Below are 18,608 nucleotides of genomic sequence, written 5' to 3'. Positions count from 1 at the left end.
GCTTTCGTCCGGATCAGGCCGGGCTCGCGGGCCCGGCCGGTTCGTCGGCCTCACCGGGGTCGTCCGGCTCGTCGTGGTGGTGGGACGGCATCCAGTGGTGCTCGGTGAACCAGCGGCCGAAGATGGCGCCGCCGTAGATGACGAATCCGACGCCGATGAGCCAGGACTCGACGACGAGGACGGTGCCGACGGCGCCGTAGCTCAGGGCGTTGGTGACGATGAGCGGGGTGAAGACGAGGTAGGAGAAGGCCCGGAGGCCGGCCAGGCCGATGACCGTGGCCAGCGCGCCGGGCAGCAGCGCGCGCCAGCGGACCTGGCCGCCCAGCAGGAAGCGCTGGCCCCACCAGAAGAAGAGCACACCGCTGATGGTGGACAGGGTGATGCGCTGGCCGCCGTGCACCGTGGTCTTCGTCGCCACCTCCTGGTAGAGGTAGGCGGTGAGCACCACCAGCCAGGTCGCCTGCCGCCACACCCGGTGCCAGGGGCCGGACGCCAGGCCCCAGATGCGTTCGTAGGCGTTCTGCACACTGCCGCCGAAGGCCACGCCGAAGACGGCGAGCAGGACGGCGCTCCAGACGCTGGTGGTGCCGATGACCTTGAGCGGCGGGCTGACGACGTCGGTGAGCACATGGGCGGACCGGCCGGACAGTCCCATGCCGTCGGTGAGCCAGGAGGCGAAGCCGCCCCGCGCCAGGGGGTCGGCGGCGGCCACCACGATCAGCAGCGGCGCCAGCGTCACCAGGGCCAGGGTGGCGAACCCCATGGCCCGGTGCATCAGCTCCAGTTCCCGTCCGTGCTCGAACAGGGCCCGAACGCGCAGCCATTCCCACGCGCGGTGCAGGCCGTGCCGCAACCGCTTCACGGCTCCTCCCGTGCTCGCCGCCCACACGTTCTCCCGTACCGATTCATCCAGCGTGGCACGCGCCGGGCAACTCGCAGCCGGAGAGCGGGCGGCTGCCCGGTGCCGTGGTGCGCACGGGTGACCGTCCGGCGCACGACACGGCGGCGGGTCCGCCGTTCGGGCGGCGCGCCGGAGGAGAATCGGAACCCGTGGGGACCACCGACGACGAAGCGCGGGGCGGCCGGCGGCGAACGCTGATCGTGAGCGCGGGCATGGGAGCCGGTCACGACACCGTGGCCGCCGAACTCGCGCGCCGGGCCACCGCCCGGGGACACGAGGCGCAGGTGGCCGACGTCCTGCGGCTGCTGCCGTACGGCCTGGGCACGGGGCTGCGCCGCGGCTACCGGGTGTCGGTGCGGCACCTGCCCTGGGTGTACGCCGGGGTCTACGGCGCGTTGCTGCGCGAGGGGCACGGCCCGCGGCCCGGCGGGGTGCCGCTGGCCCGGCTCGCCGGGGACCGGCTGACGGAGCTCGTGGACCGGCTGGACGCCGATGCGGTGGTCTCCGTCTTCCATCTGGCCGCGCAGCTGACCGGGCATCTGCGGGAGCGGGGCCGGCTGCGGGTGCCGAGCACCGTCTTCCTGCTCGACTTCGCGGTGCACCGGCAGTGGCTGCATCCGGGCAACGACCGCTACCTGTGTCTCACCGACGCGGCGGCGGCGCGGGTGCGCCGGGCGGTCGGCGCGCCCGTGGTCACGACCGGCCCGGTGGTCGCGCCCGGCTTCCTCGGCCCGGCCCCCGGGGCGGAGCGGTGGCGGGAGCGGTTCGCCGCACGGGCGCCCGGCCGGCCGCCGGTGCTGCTGTCGGCCGGCGCCTGGGGGGCGGCGTCCCGGCCGGCCGGCACCGCCCGGCTGCTGGCGTCGGCCGGCTGGCTCCCGGTCGTGCTGTGCGGCCGTGACGAGCGGCTGCTCGCGCGCATGACGCGGGAGCCCGCGGCGCTCGCCCTGGGCTGGGTCGACGACATGCCCGGCCTGCTGGCGGCCTGCTACGCCCTGGTGGACAACGCCGCGGGGCAGACCGCCGTCCAGGCCCTCGCCACGGGCCTGCCCGTGGTCGGCCACCGTCCGCTGCCCGGCCACGGCGCGGACGGCGTACGGCGGATGGCCGAACTCGGCCTGTCCGCGCTCGCCCCGGACGCCCCCGCGCTGCTGGCGGCACTGGACGCGCTCCGGGAAGGCGGCCGGACCCGCACGGACCGGGTGGCCCGGGGCCGGGCGCTGTTCCGACACGACGCGATGGAGTCCGCGACACACTGGTGAGCCGCCGCCCTCCCGCACTTCGCCCCTCCTAGCCCCGGTCACTGCTCTCGCGCGCCCGGCCGCCTACCCTCCCGCACCAGGTCACTCGGCGAGGACTCCCCCCGGCGCGGGGCCCCGTGCCGGGGCCGGGGCGTGTTCGGAGAGGGGGCCCACCGAGAGGCCTGCCTCGCGGCAGTCGCGGACTACGGCCGGCAGGGCGCCCAGAGCCGCGTGCCAGCACCCGGGAGCCGAGTACCGGTCGGAGTCGTGCAACAGGACGGTGCCGCCGCCGCGCAGGTCCGCGGCGACCCGTGCCCGTACCGACTCCGGCGTGGCGTCGGCCGTCCAGTCCCTGCCCCAGGCGGACCACAGGACCGTCCGCAGCCCGGCCCGGCGGGCGGCCCGCCAGCGGCTCGTGGTGAGGATGCCGTACGGCGGGCGGTACCACCGGGGGCGGTGCCCGGTGAGGTCGTGCACCGCCCGGACGGTCCGGGCGACCTCCTCGGCGTCGCGGGCGAACACGGGGCGCCAGGGCCGGTCGTGCCGCCAGCCGTGCACCCCCAGCTCGTGCCCGCGCCGTACGGTCTCGCGGACCACCGCCGGATGGCGCACCGCCCGCTCGCCGACCACGAAGAAGGTGGCCCGCGCCCCGAGCTCGTCCAGCGCGTCGAGGAAGTCCGGGGTGGACACCGGGTCCGGTCCGTCGTCGAAGGTGAGCGCGATGTGCCGGCGGCCGCCGGTGCCGGCGAACCCGGGGAAGAGCAGGGGCCGCGGGCCCGGGAGCCAGGTGGCCGCCGGGCCGATGTGGGCCGCCGCGGCACCGGCCGGCAACAGGACGGCGGCCGTGCGCAGGAAGCGGCCGGGCACGGTGGGCATCGGTGACCTACCTCCTCGGTGGGCGCGGGACCGCGGTGGTGGAACCGGTCGGGGCCGTCGGGTCGGTGGCATCCCACTCCCCGGCGGCCGACGAGGCCTGGGCCAGGCCGATGCTGCCCCCTCCGATCAGAGCGACGCCGATCGCCTCCGGCAGCAGACTCAGGCCCAGGTGGATCGATTCGTCGAACAGCACCCAGCCGAGGACGACGCTGGTGAGCGCGTCGCCGAGGGTCAGCGCGGGCTGGGAGGCCGTCAGCGATCCGGCGGCGAGCGCGCCCTGGAGCAGCAGGAAGGCGACGAGTCCGGCGGCCCCGGTGGCGTACAGCGACCAGTGTCCGAACATCGCCGCGGGTCCGTGCCCGAGCCGCCCCACCGCCTCCTTGAGCAGCGCTGCCGTGGTGGCGAAGGTGACCGCCGAGGCGAGACCGAGCAGCGCGGCCCGGGAGGCGCCCCGCACCGGCCGCGCGGCCAGCACGAGCAGGACGACCAGGCCGAGCGCTCCGCAGCCGCCCAGCAGCCAGGCGCCCGGCCGCGCGGTGGTCGTTCCGGGCGACGGCGCCGCCGCCAGCAGGAACAGGGCCAGCCCGCCGCCGAGGGCGACGAACGCCAGCCAGGTCCGGGGATCGGGGCGGCGCCGGAAGACCACGCTGCCCACGGCCAGGGTGAACAGCAGCTCGGCGGCGAGCAGGGGCTGGACCAGGGACAGGCTCCCGGTGGCGAGCGCCCCGGCCTGGAGGAGGCTGGACAGCGCCAGCAGCCCGGCGCCGGCCAGCCAGGAGGGGCGCCGCAGCAGGTTGCCGAACCGTCGCACCACGGACCCGGCCCCGCCGCCCCGGTCCGGCTCCTGCACGGCGGCCCTGCGCTGCAGCACCGAGGCCGACGCGTTGGACAGGGCCGCGAGCAGGGCGAGCAGGACCGTGACGGCGGTCATGGCCGGCTCACCCGAAACGGGCGGCGAGCCGCCGGTAGAGGCCGGGCGCGGCGCCGCGCACCAGGGCGGGCAGGCGCAGCCAGCCGGGGACGTACACCTCGTCCCTGCCGTGCAGGACGGCGGCGCGGACCGCGTCCGCCACGCGCTCGGCGGGCACGGGCCGCGGCCAGGAGCGGGTGTAGGGGATGCCCCGCCGGTCGAAGAAGGGCGTGTCGACCACGCCGGGGATGACATGGCTGACGCCCACCCCGGTGCCGCGCAGCTCGTACCGCAGGGAGTCGGCGAAGGTGCCGAGGGCGGCCTTCGCCGCGGAGTAGACGGCTTCCCCGCGCACGCCCACGCTGCCGGCGAGGGAACCGATGAGCACGATGCGTCCCGATCCGGCCGCGATCATGTGGGGCAGCAGGGCGCGCACCAGGTGCACGGTGGCCAGCAGGTCGACGCCCACGATCTCGTCGATCCGCGCGGCGGGCATGCCGGTGAAGTCCCCGGCCCAGCCCACGCCGGCGCCCGCCACGAGCAGGTCCACGCGGCCGAGGTGGTCCAGGGCGAGTTCGGTGAGCCTGCGGTCGGCGCCGGGCCGGGTCAGGTCCGCGGGCAGTGCGACCGCGCCGGCCTGTGCGGCCACCTGCTCCAGTCGGGTGACGTCGCGTCCGTTCAGCGCCAGCCGCCAGCCCTCCTCGGCGGCCAGCCGGCGGGCCACGGCCGCGCCGATGCCCGAGGAGGCGCCCGTCACCAGGGCGGTGCCGCCCCGGCCGGACCGGCCACGGCCGCTTCGCGGGGCGGCACAACGCTCCTCGGCCGCGGCCGGGGCCGGCCGGGTGCCCTTCGACGGTCCTGCGGGGGACGGGGCATGGGACATGGTGACGACCTCACTGCGGCGGCGTGCACGGGCTCGCGAACTCCGGGGCCGAACCTTCGCGGTGTATCCAGGGCGCCACACACTGAAACACCGCGCACGGCGGAGCCGCGGTCCGTGCCGGCCGGACCGGGTCCCGGCTCGCCGCCGGTGACCCCCCGGGCGACGATGGGACCCGGGCCGCACGGGCCGGCCCGTGCGGCGCGCCCGGTCGCGGGAGCGCCCAGTGGGAGAGGCGCATGGCGGACACCGGGGTACTGATCGCGGGGGGGCCGGGCTGACCGCTGCCCTCGCCCGGGTCTTCGGCGCCTGACCGGCGCGCGCGGTCAGTCCAGGCCCGGCACCGGGGCGCCCGAGGGCACGCCGGCGGCGCGGTAGCCGTCGTAGAACTCCTTCCACGGAGCGCTCGCCCCGGTGTGCGGCCCCTCGTGCCGCTCGCCGCCCGCCTTCGCGTCGAGGGCGGTCAGGCACACCTCCCAGCCGGCGCCGTTGCGGGCGGCGGTGTCCGCCGCGCTCAGGACGTCGGTGAGCGTGAACCGGGTGCGCCCGGGGCCGGCCTCCTCCAGATCGAAGTGGAGCTCGTCACCGCCCCACGCGAAGGACAGGTGCCGGGGCGGGTCGACGGCGAGGACCCGGCCGGTGGACTCGGGCATGTTCGGGTCGCCGCTGAAGCGGATGGCGCCGCCGGGGCTCAGCTCCATCTCGGCGCGCGAGGGGAACCAGGCGGCGAGTTCGCCGGGGTCGGTGACGAAGTGCCAGACGCGCTCGACCGGGTGGTCGTAGACACGGCTGAAGCGGACGGCGGGGCGGCCGTCGGCCAGGGTCAGGTAGGTGCCGGTGAGGTCGGCGGGCATGGTGGTCCGGTCCTCCGCTGTGGGGGTCGGGTGTCGGCCGGCGTCTCGTCGAGACGCCGGCCGAGGGCGTCCAGGCTGCGGTTCCACAGCCGGCGATAGGGCTCCAGCCAGGCATCCAGGGCGGCGATCGGTGCCGGGTCGAGGGCGTGGACGCGGCGCTGCGCCTCCTGGCTGACCCGGACGAGGCCCGCCTCCCGCAGCACCTTCAGGTGTTTGGAGGCGCTCGGCTGGCTCAGTCCGCAGGCGTCGGCGATCTCCCCGACGGGCCGGGGGCGCTCCAGCAGGAGCGTGACGATGGCCCGCCGGTGGGGGTCGGCGAGTGCGGTCCAGAGCGCGGCGTCGGACATGGAGCCAATATGCCTCGCTGGTTATATGCCGGTCAAGGAATGCACAAAATAAAGAAACGTTGCCGTTTCGCTCGCACTGGCCTACCCTCCATCTGTACGAAACAGTTTCGTTTACGAGCTGTCCCGACCTCCCGCCCGGACGACCTCCCTGGAGTGGCCCCCATGCCCGAGAAGACCCTGGCCGAGAGCTCCCGCACGGGAGCCGTGGCGACAGAACACGGCGCGGCCTCGCCCCAGCGGTGGTGGATCCTCGCGGTCGTCGCCACGGCCCAGCTGATGGTGGTCCTCGACGCCACGATCGTGAACATCGCGCTGCCGTCCGCCCAGCACGACCTCGGCTTCTCCGACGGCAGCCGGCAGTGGATCGTCACCGCCTACGCCCTGGCCTTCGCCTCCCTGCTGCTGCTCGGCGGCCGGATCGCCGACCTGTTCGGCCGCAAGCCCGCCTTCCTCGTCGGCGTCGTCGGCTTCGCCGCGGCCTCCGCGCTCGGCGGTGCCGCGAACGGCTTCACCATGCTGGTCGCCGCCCGCGCCCTGCAGGGCGCCTTCGGCGCGCTGCTCGCCCCCGCGGCGCTGTCGCTGCTCAACACCACGTTCACCGACGCCCGGGAGCGGGCGCGGGCGTTCAGCGTGTACGGCGCCATCGCCGGCGCCGGCGGCGCGGTCGGCCTGCTGCTCGGCGGTGTGCTGACCGACGCGCTGGACTGGCGCTGGACGCTGTACGTGAACGTGGCCATCGCGGTCGTCGCCTTCGCGGGCGGCTGGCTGCTGCTGGGCAACCACCGCGACGCGGCGGACGCCAAGCTCGACGTACCGGGCACGGTCCTGGTCGCCACCGGTCTGTTCGGCCTCGTCTACGGCTTCTCCAACGCCGAGACCCACGACTGGGACTCGCCGCTGACCTGGGGCTTCCTGCTCGCCGGCGGCCTGCTCCTGGCGGCCTTCGCCTGGTGGCAGACGCGCGCCGCGCACCCGCTGCTGCCGCTGCGCATCCTGCTCGACCGGGACCGTGCCGCATCCTTCCTCGCGGTGCTCCTCACCGGCGCGGGCATGTTCGGCGTGTTCCTCTTCCTGACCTACTACCTCCAGCTCAACCTCGGCTTCAGCCCCACGCGGACCGGCGTGGCGTTCCTGCCGATGGTCGGCGCGCTGATGGTGACCGCGCAGGCCGGTACCACGCTGCTGCTGCCCCGGTTCGGCCCGAAGACGGTCATCCCGCTCGGCTTCGCGGTCGCCACGGCCGGCATGGCCTGGCTCACCGGCATCGGCCTCGGCTCGCACTACCTCGGCGCGGTGCTGCCCCAGCTGATCGTGATCGGCGTGGGCCTCGGCCTGGTCATGCCGCCGGCCATGCAGCTGGCGACCGGCGGGGTCGCCGCCGAGGACGCGGGCGTGGCCTCGGCGACCGTCAACGCCATGCAGCAGGTGGGCGGCTCGATCGGCACGGCCCTGCTGAACACCGTGGCGTCGAGCGCCGCCACCGACTACCTGTCCGGCCGGGACGCCACCAGCAGGCCGGTGCGGGCGCAGGCCACGATCGAGAGCTACACGACCGCCTTCTGGTGGTCGGCGGTCCTCTTCGGCGCGGGCGCGGTGATCGCCTTCGTCTGCTACCGCCGTGGCGTGCCGCGGCAGGCCCCGGGCGCCGCACCCGTCGTGCACATGTAGCCGCCGCGGCCGGGCCGGGTGCCGCCGTCCGCAGGGAGACGGCGGCACCCGGCCCGACGCTTGAGAACCCGTCGGCGGGTAACCCGCAGGGGAGATCGACACGACGGCGGAAGGAGACGCCATGCCGGGCGGCGACGACCACGAGGACCGGCCGGAGACGGCCCTGGAGGAGGTGCTCCGGGAGGTCGAGGAGGCCGAGAAGCGCGACGAGGACCGGTCCGCTTCGGGCGAGGCCGGTGACGCCATCACCCCGAACACCGGGGCACAGGAACAGGCGGCGGGCGACTAGACCGGCGGGGCGGCGCCGGCGGGACGGTTCGGCGTGTCGGGGGCCGGTGACCTCTCCGGCGTGCGGTCGGTCCCCGTGCTTCGCCGCAGGCCGGGTACCCGAGCGGCATGAACGACGCTCAGCGAGGACCCCAGCCGCCCCCGCCCCGCGGCCCGCTCTCGGCCGCGGTCACCGCGTATCTGCGCGGTGCGGGCCCACTTCCCCGCCCCACGGACGCCGGCGCCGCCGACCCGTACGGCGACGACCTCCAGCTCGGCCTGTACCTGTGTTACGAGCTGCACTACCGAGGCTTCGCCGGGGTGCCGCCGGACACGGAGTGGGACCCGGAGCTGCTGCGCGTCCGGGCCGCGCTGGAGCACCGCTTCCACTCCGCGCTGCGCGCCGACACCCCGGGCCACGACAGCCTGGACGAGGCACTCGCGGACCTGCTGGTCGAGCCGGCCGAGGGCACGGGGGTCAGCCACTTCCTGTGCGCGCGGGGCGAGTTGTGGCAGCTGCGGGAGTACGCGGCGGTGCGCTCGCTGTACCACCTGAAGGAGGCCGACCCGCACGCCTGGGTGCTGCCGCGGCTGTGGGGGCGGGCGAAGGCGGCGATGGCCGCGGTGGAGTACGACGAGTTCGGCGGCGGCCGGGCCGAGCGGGTGCACGCCCGCCTGTTCGCCGACCTGATGGCGGACCTGGGCCTGGACTCCGCGTACGGCCGTCATCTGGACGCGGCCCCGGCCGAGATGCTGGCCGTGGTCAACCTGATGTCCCTGTTCGGCCTGCACCGGGAACTGCGCGGCGCGCTCGTGGGCCACTTCGCCGAGGTGGAGATCACCTCCTCGCCCGCCTCCCGCAGGCTGGCCGAGGCGATGCGCCGCACCGGCGCCGGCCCGGCCGCGGAGTTCTTCTACGACGAGCACGTCGAGGCGGACGCGGTGCACGAGCAGGTGGTCCGGCACGACGTGATCGGCGGGCTGCTCGAAGAGGAGCCGGAGCTGGCACCGGACATCGCCTTCGGCATCGACGCGACCGAGTACCTGGAGGACCGGCTGGCCCGGCGGCTGCTCGCCGACTGGCGGGCCGGGCGGTCGGCGCTGCGCACGCCCCTCGGAACGTCCCCGCTGCCTCCCAGGGAACAGAAGGTATCCCATACCTCCTGATTCCCGGGGTACTCGCGTGAGGTGATCGCTTTGCTGCTACCGGGCGTGTACGCCCCTCAGGACGACACGGCGCTGTTGGCGGAGGCGCTCCGTGAGGAGGCCCCAGGGGCCGGCGCACGTGTGCTGGACGTCGGCACCGGAAGCGGCGCACTGGCCCTGGAGGCGGCCCGGCGGGGTGCCGAGGTGACCGCGGTGGACGTGTCCCGGCGGGCGGTGTGGACGGCCCGGCTGAACGCGTGGCTGACCCGGCTGCCGGTGCGCATCCGGCGCGGCAACCTCTTCGCCCCGGTCCTGGGCCGGACGTACGACCTCATCCTGGCCAACCCGCCCTACGTACCGGCGCCCGACGCCGGGCGCGGGCCGCACGGCCGGAGCCGGGCCTGGGACGCGGGGAGCGACGGGCGGCTGCTGCTGGACCGGATCTGCCGCGACGCGCCGGCGCTGCTGAGCCCCGGAGGGCTGCTGCTGATCGTGCAGTCGGCGCTGAGCGGTCCCGACCGCACCCTGGAGCTGCTGCGGGCGGCGGGGCTGAAGGCCGCCGTGGTCCGGCGCCGCTGGATCGCCCTCGGTCCGGTGCTGCGCTCCCGGGAGGACTGGCTGCGCCGGCGCGGGTTGCTCGCGCCGGCCGAGAACAGGGAAGAGCTGGTGGTCATCCGTGCCGAACGACCCCGCTGACTCCGAGCCGAACGGCCCCGGCCCCTCCCCGGTGGACGACCGCGCGGGCCGGGCCCGGAGGATCACCGTGCAACGGCGCGGGCCCCTCCTGGTGGAAGGGCCCGTGGAAGTCGAACTGGAGGACGGGACCACGGTCTTCTCGGACCGGTTCCGCGTCGCTCTGTGTACCTGCCGGCGCAGTCGCCGCTTTCCCTGGTGCGACACGAGTCACCGGCGAAAGGGCTGAACACCCGATTGAAACCGCTTGTTTTTCGCCGCTCCCCGGAAGGCCCCCCACGGACCTGCCCGGGGAGCGGCTGTGTGCCCGGAGCCGGCGGGCGGCCCCACTCCGCCCGCCTTCCCCGGTACGAGATCGCATGGTTCCCCGCTGCAGGGGCCGCACTCCCCAGTTGCGGGCCTGATCCGGCGTCCACGAGGACCCCTGCGATCCCGGCTCTAGAACGCGAACAGGCTGCCGCCGACGGCATCCCTCGCGCAGGTGTTGCCGAACGTACGCTCGTAGGAGACGCGCTTGCCCTGCCAGACGCCCTGGACCGTGACCACGACCGGGTCGTAGATCTTGGTGCACGCCACGTCGCCGGCCGGCTTCAGGGCTCCGAGGTCACCGCCGACGGCGCGCAGCTCCGCGCAGGCCGTGACGGCCGCGGGGTGGGTACCGGAGGCCGAGGGGGCGCAGTTCAGGGTGACGGCGCGCTCCGGAGTGGCCGTGGCCGCGTCGTTGCCGTGGCCGGTGGTGAGCACCAGCGCCGAAGGCGCGTAGAGCGACGACGGGGCGGCGCCCGGTGCAGCGACGGCAGCCCCGATCAGGGGTCCGCAAACGGCTCCGGCCGTGAGGCCGAGGGCCGCTGCCCAGCGCGCGGTGTTCCGCATTGTGTGCATCCTTCCGCTCGAACAGACGAGGTGCCGGCTCAGGCCCGGTCGGGCACCGGAGCGGCGAGCGCCACTCTGCCGAGTCGGCGGGCGAAACTCACATCGAACCCATGGGTTTCAGTAACCTTTCGTGTTGAATCAGTGGCGTGAAGTCACGGAATTCGAACGCCATGACCCCGCAACAGAGCGGTTCGGCCGCCTCGGAAGCGGCCAGATGGCCGAAAAGCAGCGCTTCGTTAATCGTCCTGAAACATTCACGCTTCGCCCTCGAAAAGTCCCTTCATGACTCCCCGTGTTCATGAATGGATCACCCGGAGCAGGTTCCTCCGCCACCAGGGACGGACCGCCGGCTCCCTCCGAGGAGCGGCCGTGCCGATCGGCGTGCTTTGCTGTGGCGGATCCGGAAACCACGGGCCGTATACGGCCCCGAGGGCGCCGCGGCGGTCCTGACGAAGGGGCTACGCCGGTCCGGCCGAGGGCCTCTCGGTGCCGGCGATCGACAGCGAACCGGGGCTCGCGGTCGGCGCGTCGGTCTTCCAGCGCTGGCCGGCGGAGCCGTCCCGGACCTTGACGACGAGATCGTCGCCGGGCCGGTCGCCGGCGGCGAGGGCGAGCGTGCCGTCCCAGCGGGGCAGCAGTTCACCCCGCGCGGTCAGGTCGTAGCGCACGTCGTCGCCCCGCTCCGCACCGGCGTCGGCGCAGTCGCCCAGGATCACCACGCCGGCGTCGGCGTGCGAGTCCAGGCACAGGCCGGCGCCGGCCGCGCTGCGCAGCTGTCCGTCGGCGTCGTACGTCCACCGCTGGGTGACCGCGGTCGAACACACGGCGAGGACGGCGCTCGCCCCCGCGCGGGGCGTGCCCTCGATGTCCAGGCACAGGCCCGCGGCGGCGTTGCGCAGCGGACCCGTCCGGCCGGCGGCGGGCAACCGCGCGGCGCCCGGCGCGGTGGCGGACCCCGGCGCGGACGAGGCGCCGGGGACGGCGCTGGTGGCGACCGGGTCGGCGGTGTCGCCCCCGTCCGGCCACAGGCCGACCACGAGCACGGTGACCAGGAACCCGGCCGAGGCCACGCCGAAGCCGGTCAGCAGCGTCCGGGACGACCGGACGGCGCCGGGTGCGCGGCGCCCGGACTCCCCGGCGAGGAACCGGCCCGGCGACGAGGATCGGTCCCCGCCGGCGCGGCGCCGTCCACCGGGTGCGTCGGCCCGGGTCAGGAGTCCCGGTCCGCCGCCGCGCCGTCGTCCGCCACGCCGGGAACCGGCGCGGGTGGAGGCCGGATCCGGACGCCGGCCGGGCCGCGAGTCGAGGTAGCGGCGGGCGCCCCAGCCGAGCACGGCCTCCGCCAGCAGCACGCCCAACGCCGCGTCCGAGTGGCCCAGTTGCTCGGCGGCGTGCCGGCAGTAGGCGCAGCCGGCCAGATGCTCCTGGACGTCGGGCAGCAGCGCGCCGCCGCGCCGGATCGGCACGTCGAGCAGGCGGTTGTAGTAACGGCATTCCTTGCCGGGCGCGAGTTCCCGGTGGGCACGTACCAGGCCCTCGCGGAACTTCTCCCGGGCCTGTCCGAGCGCGGCCCGTGCGCTCTCGGCCTCCATGCCGAGCAGCCCGGCGGGCACGTCCAGCGGCTCGGCCTCGACCTCGGTGTGCCACAGCAGCGACTGTTCCAGTCGGGAGAGTGCGTGGAACGAGCGGTCCGAGAGGGTCCGGTTCTCCGGTATCGGCGGGTGGGCGGCGCGCATGCCGCGGCCTCCGGCCGGTTTGCCGAGTCCGGGGAGTACGGCGGTGATCCGGTCCGTGCCGGACCAGTTCACGACCGTGTCCCGGACCGTCACCAGCAGGCGCGGCCGCAGGGCGTCGGCGGGTTCGCCGAGCGCCAGCCGCCCGAGGACCTGGTGGAAGGCGGTGGCGGTGACCATGTGGGCGAGCGGTCCGGGGGCGGCCAGGCAGATGACCGCGTACTCCTGGACCGGCTGCCAGTGACGGGCCATCAGGAGGGCGGCGGACCGGGAGGCCTCGGCGTCGGAGCCGGCCCGCAGCGGTCCGGCGAGGAACTCGTCGGACTCCCCGGGTTCGGCGCCCGACGGCGGATAGGGAGGACGAGGGGGGTGGGGGGTGGGCACTGAGCGGATTCCTTTGGCGCGTGGTGCGTCGGTGCGTGCCCCTCGCGCTCCCGCGTGCGCGGAAACGCGGAAAGTGCACCGCTCTCGAACCCTTGCACAACTTCCACACCAGCAACAAGGCGCTCGTGCGACATCGGCCACGTTTGACGGAAGGTCAGGAACACGGTTCCGCCGGGGCTTGTGGAGGGGGCGCCCGGCTCCCCGCGTGCCCCGTGTGAAGCGGTCGCACAGCCCGGCCGGGCACGCACGCTCCCGCAGCGCGCGGCCCGGTGGTGGACTGGGCACCGGCCCTCCTCGAAGGGCCCCGCCCCCGGCCGGCGGCCCCGGCGGCTTCCCCCGCCGACCGGGGCGGGGACGCCCGCCCGGACCCGGTCCCGGACCGTCGGACCCGCCCGGAACGGCACCGGCCGACGGTCTCTCGGGTCCGTCCTCGGCGGGACCGGCCGACGGCCCGTCAGATCTGCCAGGAGCGGAGCCGGTCGGCGGCGCCGTACACGTCCGTCTTGCCGGAGATCAGGTCACGGGCCAGGTCGACGAGGGCGCCGTAGGGCGGGTCGATGCCGACGCCGCTGACGAACATGTAGGCCACGGCGGTCGCGCAGGCGAAGCGCGCGTTGGCCGCGGGCAGCGGCTTGAGGACGGCGAGGGTGTGCAGCAGCGCGGCGGCCCGCCAGGCCGGGTCGGAGTCGACGCCGAGCCGGGGCGGGTCCACCCGGTGCCGGGCGACGGCGGCGACCAGTGCGGAGAAGTCGTCCACGGAGGGCTGGTCCGGCAGGACCTCCTCGTGCCGCTGGAGCAGCCACGGGACGTCGATGTGGAGGACGGACGACATCGCTCAGGCGGCCTCGCCCCTGGCGGGACGCTCGTCGTCGGGGAAGGCCGCCGCGAACTCCTCGGCATGGCCGGCGAAGAAGCGGCGGAACGCCTCGGCGCCCTCCTGCAGGGCCCGGTGCCGGGCGATGTCGGCGGCGGCGGCCTCGCGCACGAGGGCCTTCATCGACGTACCGCGCTCCTTGGCGATCTGCCGCAGGTCCTCTAGTTCCCGTTCGCTGAACTCCACGTTGAGAGCTGGCATGTCCCACACGGTACCGCTCGGGTACTCACGCGTAAATATCCGCAGGTCGGAAGGCATCCGTGACGGTACCGGAGAGCGGAGAGGGCCATGTCCGATTCCCGCCGGTGACACGGCGCGCGGCGCAGCAGACTCGACAGCACGGAACAACCCGAGGAGGACCGATGGCGACGTACACCGTCCACACCGCCCCCACCGTCCGCACTGTCCGCACCGTCCACGCGAGCCCGCTGGGCGACCTGCGGCTGACCGGCTCCGTGTCCCCGGCCGGCGACCTGAGCCTCACCTCGCTGTCCCTGCCCGGCCGGCGCGACGCGCCCGAGGCCCGGACCGAGGTCCGCGACGACCGGCCGTTCGCCGAGGCGCACCGGCAGCTGGACGCCTACTTCGCGGGCCGTCGCACCCGCTTCGGCCTGCCGCTCTCCCCTGCGGGCAGTCCCTTCCAGCACGCCGTGTGGCAGGCGCTGGACGACGTCCCGTACGGCACGACGACGACGTACGGCGAGCTGGCCGTCCGGCTCGGTGTGCCCCGCTCCGAGATCCGCTCGGTGGGCCGGGCCCTCGGCGCGAATCCGCTCCTCCTGCTCCGCCCGTGCCACCGGGTGATCGGCGCGGACGGCTCGCTGCGCGGATACGCGGGAGGGATCGAGAACAAGCGATGGCTGCTCACCCACGAGGGCGCGCTGCAGCCGACCCTGCTGTGAGGGGAGGACCCATGACGCCCACCCGTGCCGAGGTCCGCCGCCGGGCGGCCCGCACCGACTGGACCACGCTGGCCGCCGGGCTGGACGAGCACGGCAGCGCACCCACCGAGGAGCTGCTGACGCCCGCCGAGTGCGCGGACCTTGCCGCCCTGTACGAGAAGCCGGAGCTGTTCCGCACCACGGTCGACCTGGCCCGGCACCGGTTCGGCTCCGGCGAGTACCGCTACTTCACCCATGACCTGCCCGCCCCCGTCGCGGCGTTGCGGGCCGCGCTCTATCCCCGTCTGCTGCCGGTCGCCCGGGACTGGGCGGCCCGGCTGGACCGCCCGGCCCCCTGGCCCGACTCGCTCGACGAGTGGCTGGACCGCTGCCACGCGGCCGGCCAGGACCGGTCGGCGCAGATCCTGCTCAGCTACGGGCCGGGCGACTGGAACGCCCTGCACCGGGACGTGTTCGGCGAGCTGGTCTTCCCGCTGCAGGTGGTGATCGCGCTGGACGCGCACGGCACCGACTACACCGGTGGCGAGTTCCTCATGGTGGAGCAGCGCCCGCGTGCCCAGTCACGGGGCACGGCGAGCGTGCTGCGGCAGGGGCACGGGCTGGTGTTCACCACCCGGGACCGTCCCCTGCGCACGCGCCGCGGCTGGTCGGCCGGGGCCGTGCGGCACGGGGTGAGCACCGTGCGGTCCGGGCGGCGGCGGACGCTCGGCCTGGTCTTCCACGACGCGGCCTGACCGGCCGGGGCCCGCGCCCGCGGCCGTTGTCGACGAGGGCCATCGGGTTCCGGACGTACTCACAACTGATCGTGAACGACCGGATTCTGGCGTCCAGTCGTACGCGATCATCAACGGCTCGAAAGACCGTGGCCGCTCTCGTTCCCGGACCGGCCGGATTTCCCCCCGCGCCCGGATCGTGACCGCGTTCGACCGGTCGGCCGCGCGGCCCCGGACGGCGTCCGCGGAGTGTCCGAAGGCACTACGCTGGAACACGAGTGGTGTCACCCGTTCACTGTGAGTGTGCGTTTGGGAGCGGCGACGATGAGCCGGGTCTTTCCGTTCGACGATGCGGCGACGGCCCGGGCCGTCATCGACGACGAGGGCACGCTGACGGAGTGGAACGAGGGCGCACGGCGTCTGCTCGGCCACCCGGCGGACGCCGTCCTGGGCCGTCCCGCCGCCGAACTGCTGGCCGGCGCCGGCACCCCGGCCCTGCCCACGGGCTCCCGCTGGCAGGGAACGGTGGGACTGCGCCACCGGGACGGCCGCGCCCTCTCGGTGTGGCTGCTCGCCCACCACCGCCCGCCGCACGACGGGCACCCGGGCGACTGGCTCGTGGTCACCCCGCTCGACGGCGCGGAGGCGCCCGCAACGCTCGACCCGCTGGCCGAGGCGGGCCTGATCCAGTCGCCCTGCGCGATCGCCGTGTACGACGACCGGCTGCGGCTGCGCCGGATGAACGAGGCGATGGCCGCCGTCGTCGGGCTGCCCGAGGAGCGGGTACGGGGGCTCCGGCTCACGGAGATCGGCGGCCGGGCGCAGAGCGAGGAGCTGGAGCAGGACCTGCTCCGGGTGCTGACGTCGGGCCGGCCGCTGGACGTGCAGACCCCGCTGCGCGCCGGCGACGAGGACCGGGCCCACGCCTGGCTCGCCCGGCTGGTTCCGGTCCGGGACGCGGCGGGCCGGGTGCGCGGCGTGTGCATGTCCGCGCACGACGTCACCGACAGCCGGCGGGCCCGGCAACGGCTGCAGCTGGTCAACGAGGCCAGCGTGCGCATCGGGACCACGCTCGACGTCACCCGCACCGCTCAGGAGCTGGCGGACGTGTGCGTGCCCGCGCTCGCCGACTTCGTCACCATCGACCTGCTCGACCCCCAGGAGTACGGCGGCGAGCCCCCGGCCCGTGTCACCGCGCCGGTGCGGCTGCGCCGCGCCGCCCACCAGTCGGTGCTGCGCGGCGTGCCGGAGGCGGTGATCAGTCCCGGGCGGACGGAGGAGTACCCGCACTTCTCCCCCCAGGCCGACTCGATGACGGCCGGCCGGACCCTCGTCACCTCACTGGCGACCGGTGACATGGACCAGTGGCTGAGCTGGCACGGCGAGCGCGGCGAGCGGGTACGGGAGTTCGGCATCCACTCCTCGATGTCGGTGCCGGTCCAGGCGCGCGGGCTGACCCTCGGGGTCGCGGTGCTCACCCGGCACCGGCGCCGGGACGCGTTCACCGCGGACGATGTGCTGCTGGCCGAGGAGATCACCACGCGGGCCGCGGTCTGCATCGACAACGCCCGCCGCTACTCGCGCGAGCGGGAGACCGCGCTCGCGCTGCAGCGCAGCCTGCTGCCCCGCTCGCTGCCGCGCACAGCGGCGCTGGAGGCCTCCTCCCGCTATCTGCCGGCCGCGCGCGCCGGCGTGGGCGGCGACTGGTTCGACGTGATCCCGCTGTCCGGGATGCGGGTGGCGATGGTGGTCGGGGACGTGGTCGGGCACGGCATCCAGGCCTCCGCCACCATGGGCCGGCTGCGCACCGCCGTCCGCACCCTGGCGGACATCGACCTGGCCCCGGACGAACTGCTGACCCACCTCGACGATCTGGTGCTGCGGCTCTCGGACGAGTCCGGCGGCGAGGGCAGCCCCGGCGAGGTCGGCGCGACCTGTCTGTACGCCGTCTACGACCCGGTGTCCCGGCGCTGCACGGTGGCCCGCGCCGGTCATCCGGCGCCCGTCCTGATGCGCCCCGGCGGCCGGCCGTGCCTGCTCGACCTGCCCGCCGGTCCCCCGCTGGGCGTCGGCGGGCTGCCGTTCGAGTCCGCCGAGGTGGAACTGCCCGAGGGCACCGTCCTCGCCCTGTACACCGACGGCCTGGTGCTGGCCCGGGACCGGGACGGGGACGCCAGTCGTGAGCTGCTGTACCAGGCGCTCGGGCAGGACACGGACTCGCTGGACACGACCTGCGACCGCGTCCTGCACTCCCTGCTCCCCTCCGGCGGTGCCGCCGACGACGTGGCGCTGCTGGTCGCCCGCACCCAGGGCCTGCCCGCCGACCAGGTCGCGACCTGGGACATTCCCGCCGACCCGGCGCTGGTCGCGCCGATCCGCAAGCAGGTGGTGGAGAAGCTGGACGACTGGTCGCTGAGCGAGGCGTCGTTCACGACCGAGCTGGTGGTCAGCGAGCTGGTCACCAACGCCATCCGGTACGGCTCCCACCCGATCCGGCTCCGGCTGATCCACGACGCGACCACGCTGATCTGCGAGGTCTCCGACACCAGCCACACCGCCCCGCACCTGCGCCGGGCCAAGATCTTCGACGAGGGCGGCCGGGGCCTGCTGCTGGTCGCCCAGCTCACCCAGCGCTGGGGCAGCCGGCACACCGCGGAGGGCAAGACCATCTGGGCCGAACTGCCGCTGTTCGAAGAGGACCAGTAGGGCTCGGCAGGGCCCGCGCGACTCGACGGGGCCTGCGGCTCCGCCGGGCGGCAGGGCTCAGGAGGCCGTCAGCCAGGGGCGTACCTGCTTGCGGGCTTCGTGCAGGCGGGACTTGAGCGTGCCGAGCGGGATGCCGGCGCGCTCGGCGGCCTCGGCGTAGTCCAGCTGGCAGATGTCCCGGTACACCAGCGGCGCCACCAGGTGCGGATGTTCCCGCTCCAGCCGCTCCAGGGCCTCCAGCAGATCCACCCGGGAGCCGGCGATCACGCTGGTGGTGCGCGGGTCGACGGCGTGCGCGGGCTCGATGACGACCGGCTGTTCCGCGGCCCGCCGCTTCAGCTCGCGGTACTTCTGCCGGCAGCAGTTGGCGACGACGGTGTACAGCCAGGTACCGAAGCGGCTGCGGCCCTCGAAGCCGGAGATGTGCCGGGCCACTTGAAGCAGCACGTCCTGCGCCGCCTCCTCGGCGTCCTCCCGGCAGGGCAGGAAACGCGCACAGCGGCGCAGCGTCTCGGGCCGGATCTCGGTCAGCAGCCGGTCCAGAGCCACGCTGTCACCGGCGGCGGCACGCCGGGCGAGGTCTTCCATCGGCGCCTGGTCCTGCACGGAACGGCCCCCCTCCAAGTCGATCTCAGGCCAGGCA

Annotated in this window: 20 protein-coding genes; 9 read left to right on the top strand and 11 right to left on the bottom strand. The window is 75.0% G+C overall.

Annotated elements, in window-relative coordinates:
* Positions 1 to 13: 13 nt before the first annotated feature.
* Positions 14 to 862: a YhjD/YihY/BrkB family envelope integrity protein gene (locus FHS34_RS19670; protein WP_372478578.1), complete on the bottom strand. Its 849-nt coding sequence runs from the start codon at positions 860 to 862 to the stop codon at positions 14 to 16.
* 251 nt (positions 863 to 1,113) lie between these two features.
* On the opposite strand from FHS34_RS19670, the gene FHS34_RS19665 reads away from it, so the two are divergent.
* Entirely contained in the window at positions 1,114 to 2,160 is a 1,047-nt protein-coding gene (locus FHS34_RS19665; protein ID WP_184967238.1) for an MGDG synthase family glycosyltransferase, read from the top strand.
* An 81-nt stretch (positions 2,161 to 2,241) separates the two neighbouring features.
* Here FHS34_RS19665 and FHS34_RS19660 read toward each other — a convergent pair whose 3' ends face one another.
* From FHS34_RS19660 to FHS34_RS19640, 5 genes are all read right to left on the bottom strand, one after another.
* Positions 2,242 to 3,015 carry a polysaccharide deacetylase family protein gene (locus FHS34_RS19660; protein ID WP_184967102.1) on the bottom strand — a complete coding sequence of 258 codons (774 nt, stop codon included), beginning with the start codon at positions 3,013 to 3,015 and terminating at the stop codon, positions 2,242 to 2,244.
* A gap of 7 nt (positions 3,016 to 3,022) precedes the next feature.
* A complete protein-coding gene (locus FHS34_RS19655; RefSeq protein ID WP_184967100.1) occupies positions 3,023 to 3,946 on the bottom strand; it encodes a DMT family transporter in 924 nt (307 codons plus the stop codon).
* Between the two features lie 7 nt (positions 3,947 to 3,953).
* Positions 3,954 to 4,808, bottom strand: coding sequence for an SDR family NAD(P)-dependent oxidoreductase (locus FHS34_RS19650; RefSeq protein ID WP_184967098.1), 855 nt, complete (start codon positions 4,806 to 4,808; stop codon positions 3,954 to 3,956).
* Between the two features lie 323 nt (positions 4,809 to 5,131).
* Positions 5,132 to 5,659 (bottom strand): SRPBCC family protein, encoded by a 528-nt coding sequence (locus FHS34_RS19645; protein WP_184967096.1) that lies wholly within the window; start codon positions 5,657 to 5,659, stop codon positions 5,132 to 5,134.
* Positions 5,629 to 6,006, bottom strand: a complete 378-nt coding sequence (locus FHS34_RS19640) for an ArsR/SmtB family transcription factor (protein WP_184967094.1) — start codon at positions 6,004 to 6,006, stop codon at positions 5,629 to 5,631. The genes FHS34_RS19645 and FHS34_RS19640 overlap by 31 nt, the downstream gene beginning before the upstream one ends.
* 162 nt (positions 6,007 to 6,168) lie before the next feature.
* On the opposite strand from FHS34_RS19640, the gene FHS34_RS19635 reads away from it, so the two are divergent.
* The 5 genes from FHS34_RS19635 to FHS34_RS19615 all read left to right on the top strand — a co-directional run bounded on the left by FHS34_RS19635 (position 6,169) and on the right by FHS34_RS19615 (position 10,009).
* Positions 6,169 to 7,674, top strand: a complete 1,506-nt coding sequence (locus FHS34_RS19635; protein ID WP_184967092.1) for an MFS transporter — start codon at positions 6,169 to 6,171, stop codon at positions 7,672 to 7,674.
* A 121-nt stretch (positions 7,675 to 7,795) separates the two neighbouring features.
* Positions 7,796 to 7,963, top strand: a complete 168-nt coding sequence (locus FHS34_RS19630) for a hypothetical protein (protein WP_184967090.1) — start codon at positions 7,796 to 7,798, stop codon at positions 7,961 to 7,963.
* A 107-nt stretch (positions 7,964 to 8,070) separates the two neighbouring features.
* Entirely contained in the window at positions 8,071 to 9,108 is a 1,038-nt protein-coding gene (locus tag FHS34_RS19625; protein WP_184967089.1) for an iron-containing redox enzyme family protein, read from the top strand.
* A 45-nt stretch (positions 9,109 to 9,153) separates the two neighbouring features.
* On the top strand, positions 9,154 to 9,783 hold the full coding sequence (locus FHS34_RS19620) for a HemK2/MTQ2 family protein methyltransferase (RefSeq protein ID WP_184967236.1): 630 nt from the start codon (positions 9,154 to 9,156) through the stop codon (positions 9,781 to 9,783).
* Positions 9,784 to 9,814: 31 nt separating this feature from the next.
* Complete coding sequence (locus FHS34_RS19615; protein ID WP_184967234.1) at positions 9,815 to 10,009, top strand: CDGSH iron-sulfur domain-containing protein; 195 nt, start codon at positions 9,815 to 9,817, stop codon at positions 10,007 to 10,009.
* A 209-nt stretch (positions 10,010 to 10,218) separates the two neighbouring features.
* Here the strand turns inward: FHS34_RS19615 and FHS34_RS19610 are convergent, their stop codons facing one another.
* The 4 genes from FHS34_RS19610 to FHS34_RS19595 form a co-directional block, all read right to left on the bottom strand.
* Positions 10,219 to 10,653 (bottom strand): subtilase-type protease inhibitor, encoded by a 435-nt coding sequence (locus FHS34_RS19610; RefSeq protein WP_184967087.1) that lies wholly within the window; start codon positions 10,651 to 10,653, stop codon positions 10,219 to 10,221.
* Positions 10,654 to 11,111: 458 nt separating this feature from the next.
* Positions 11,112 to 12,770, bottom strand: a complete 1,659-nt coding sequence (locus FHS34_RS19605; protein ID WP_184967086.1) for an RICIN domain-containing protein — start codon at positions 12,768 to 12,770, stop codon at positions 11,112 to 11,114.
* Between the two features lie 454 nt (positions 12,771 to 13,224).
* Positions 13,225 to 13,602 (bottom strand): toxin Doc, encoded by a 378-nt coding sequence (locus FHS34_RS19600; RefSeq protein WP_184967084.1) that lies wholly within the window; start codon positions 13,600 to 13,602, stop codon positions 13,225 to 13,227.
* Between the two features lie 3 nt (positions 13,603 to 13,605).
* Positions 13,606 to 13,845, bottom strand: coding sequence for a hypothetical protein (locus FHS34_RS19595; RefSeq protein ID WP_014676647.1), 240 nt, complete (start codon positions 13,843 to 13,845; stop codon positions 13,606 to 13,608).
* A 161-nt stretch (positions 13,846 to 14,006) separates the two neighbouring features.
* On the opposite strand from FHS34_RS19595, the gene FHS34_RS19590 reads away from it, so the two are divergent.
* The 3 genes from FHS34_RS19590 to FHS34_RS19580 all read left to right on the top strand — a co-directional run bounded on the left by FHS34_RS19590 (position 14,007) and on the right by FHS34_RS19580 (position 17,965).
* Positions 14,007 to 14,546, top strand: a complete 540-nt coding sequence (locus FHS34_RS19590) for a methylated-DNA--[protein]-cysteine S-methyltransferase (protein WP_184967082.1) — start codon at positions 14,007 to 14,009, stop codon at positions 14,544 to 14,546.
* Positions 14,547 to 14,557: 11 nt separating this feature from the next.
* Positions 14,558 to 15,280 carry a 2OG-Fe(II) oxygenase gene (locus FHS34_RS19585; protein WP_184967080.1) on the top strand — a complete coding sequence of 241 codons (723 nt, stop codon included), beginning with the start codon at positions 14,558 to 14,560 and terminating at the stop codon, positions 15,278 to 15,280.
* A gap of 303 nt (positions 15,281 to 15,583) precedes the next feature.
* Positions 15,584 to 17,965, top strand: a complete 2,382-nt coding sequence (locus tag FHS34_RS19580; RefSeq protein WP_184967078.1) for a SpoIIE family protein phosphatase — start codon at positions 15,584 to 15,586, stop codon at positions 17,963 to 17,965.
* 57 nt (positions 17,966 to 18,022) lie between these two features.
* On the opposite strand, the gene FHS34_RS19575 is transcribed toward FHS34_RS19580, so the two are convergent.
* Positions 18,023 to 18,553, bottom strand: coding sequence for an RNA polymerase sigma factor (locus FHS34_RS19575; RefSeq protein WP_221509122.1), 531 nt, complete (start codon positions 18,551 to 18,553; stop codon positions 18,023 to 18,025).
* Positions 18,554 to 18,608: the final 55 nt, after the last annotated feature.

It is taken from the genome of Streptomyces echinatus (assembly GCF_014203595.1).
GTDB classification, from domain to species: domain Bacteria; phylum Actinomycetota; class Actinomycetes; order Streptomycetales; family Streptomycetaceae; genus Streptomyces; species Streptomyces echinatus.
The sequence above is the reverse complement of the archived record's forward strand: the minus strand, read 5'-3'. Positions and strand labels throughout refer to the sequence as shown.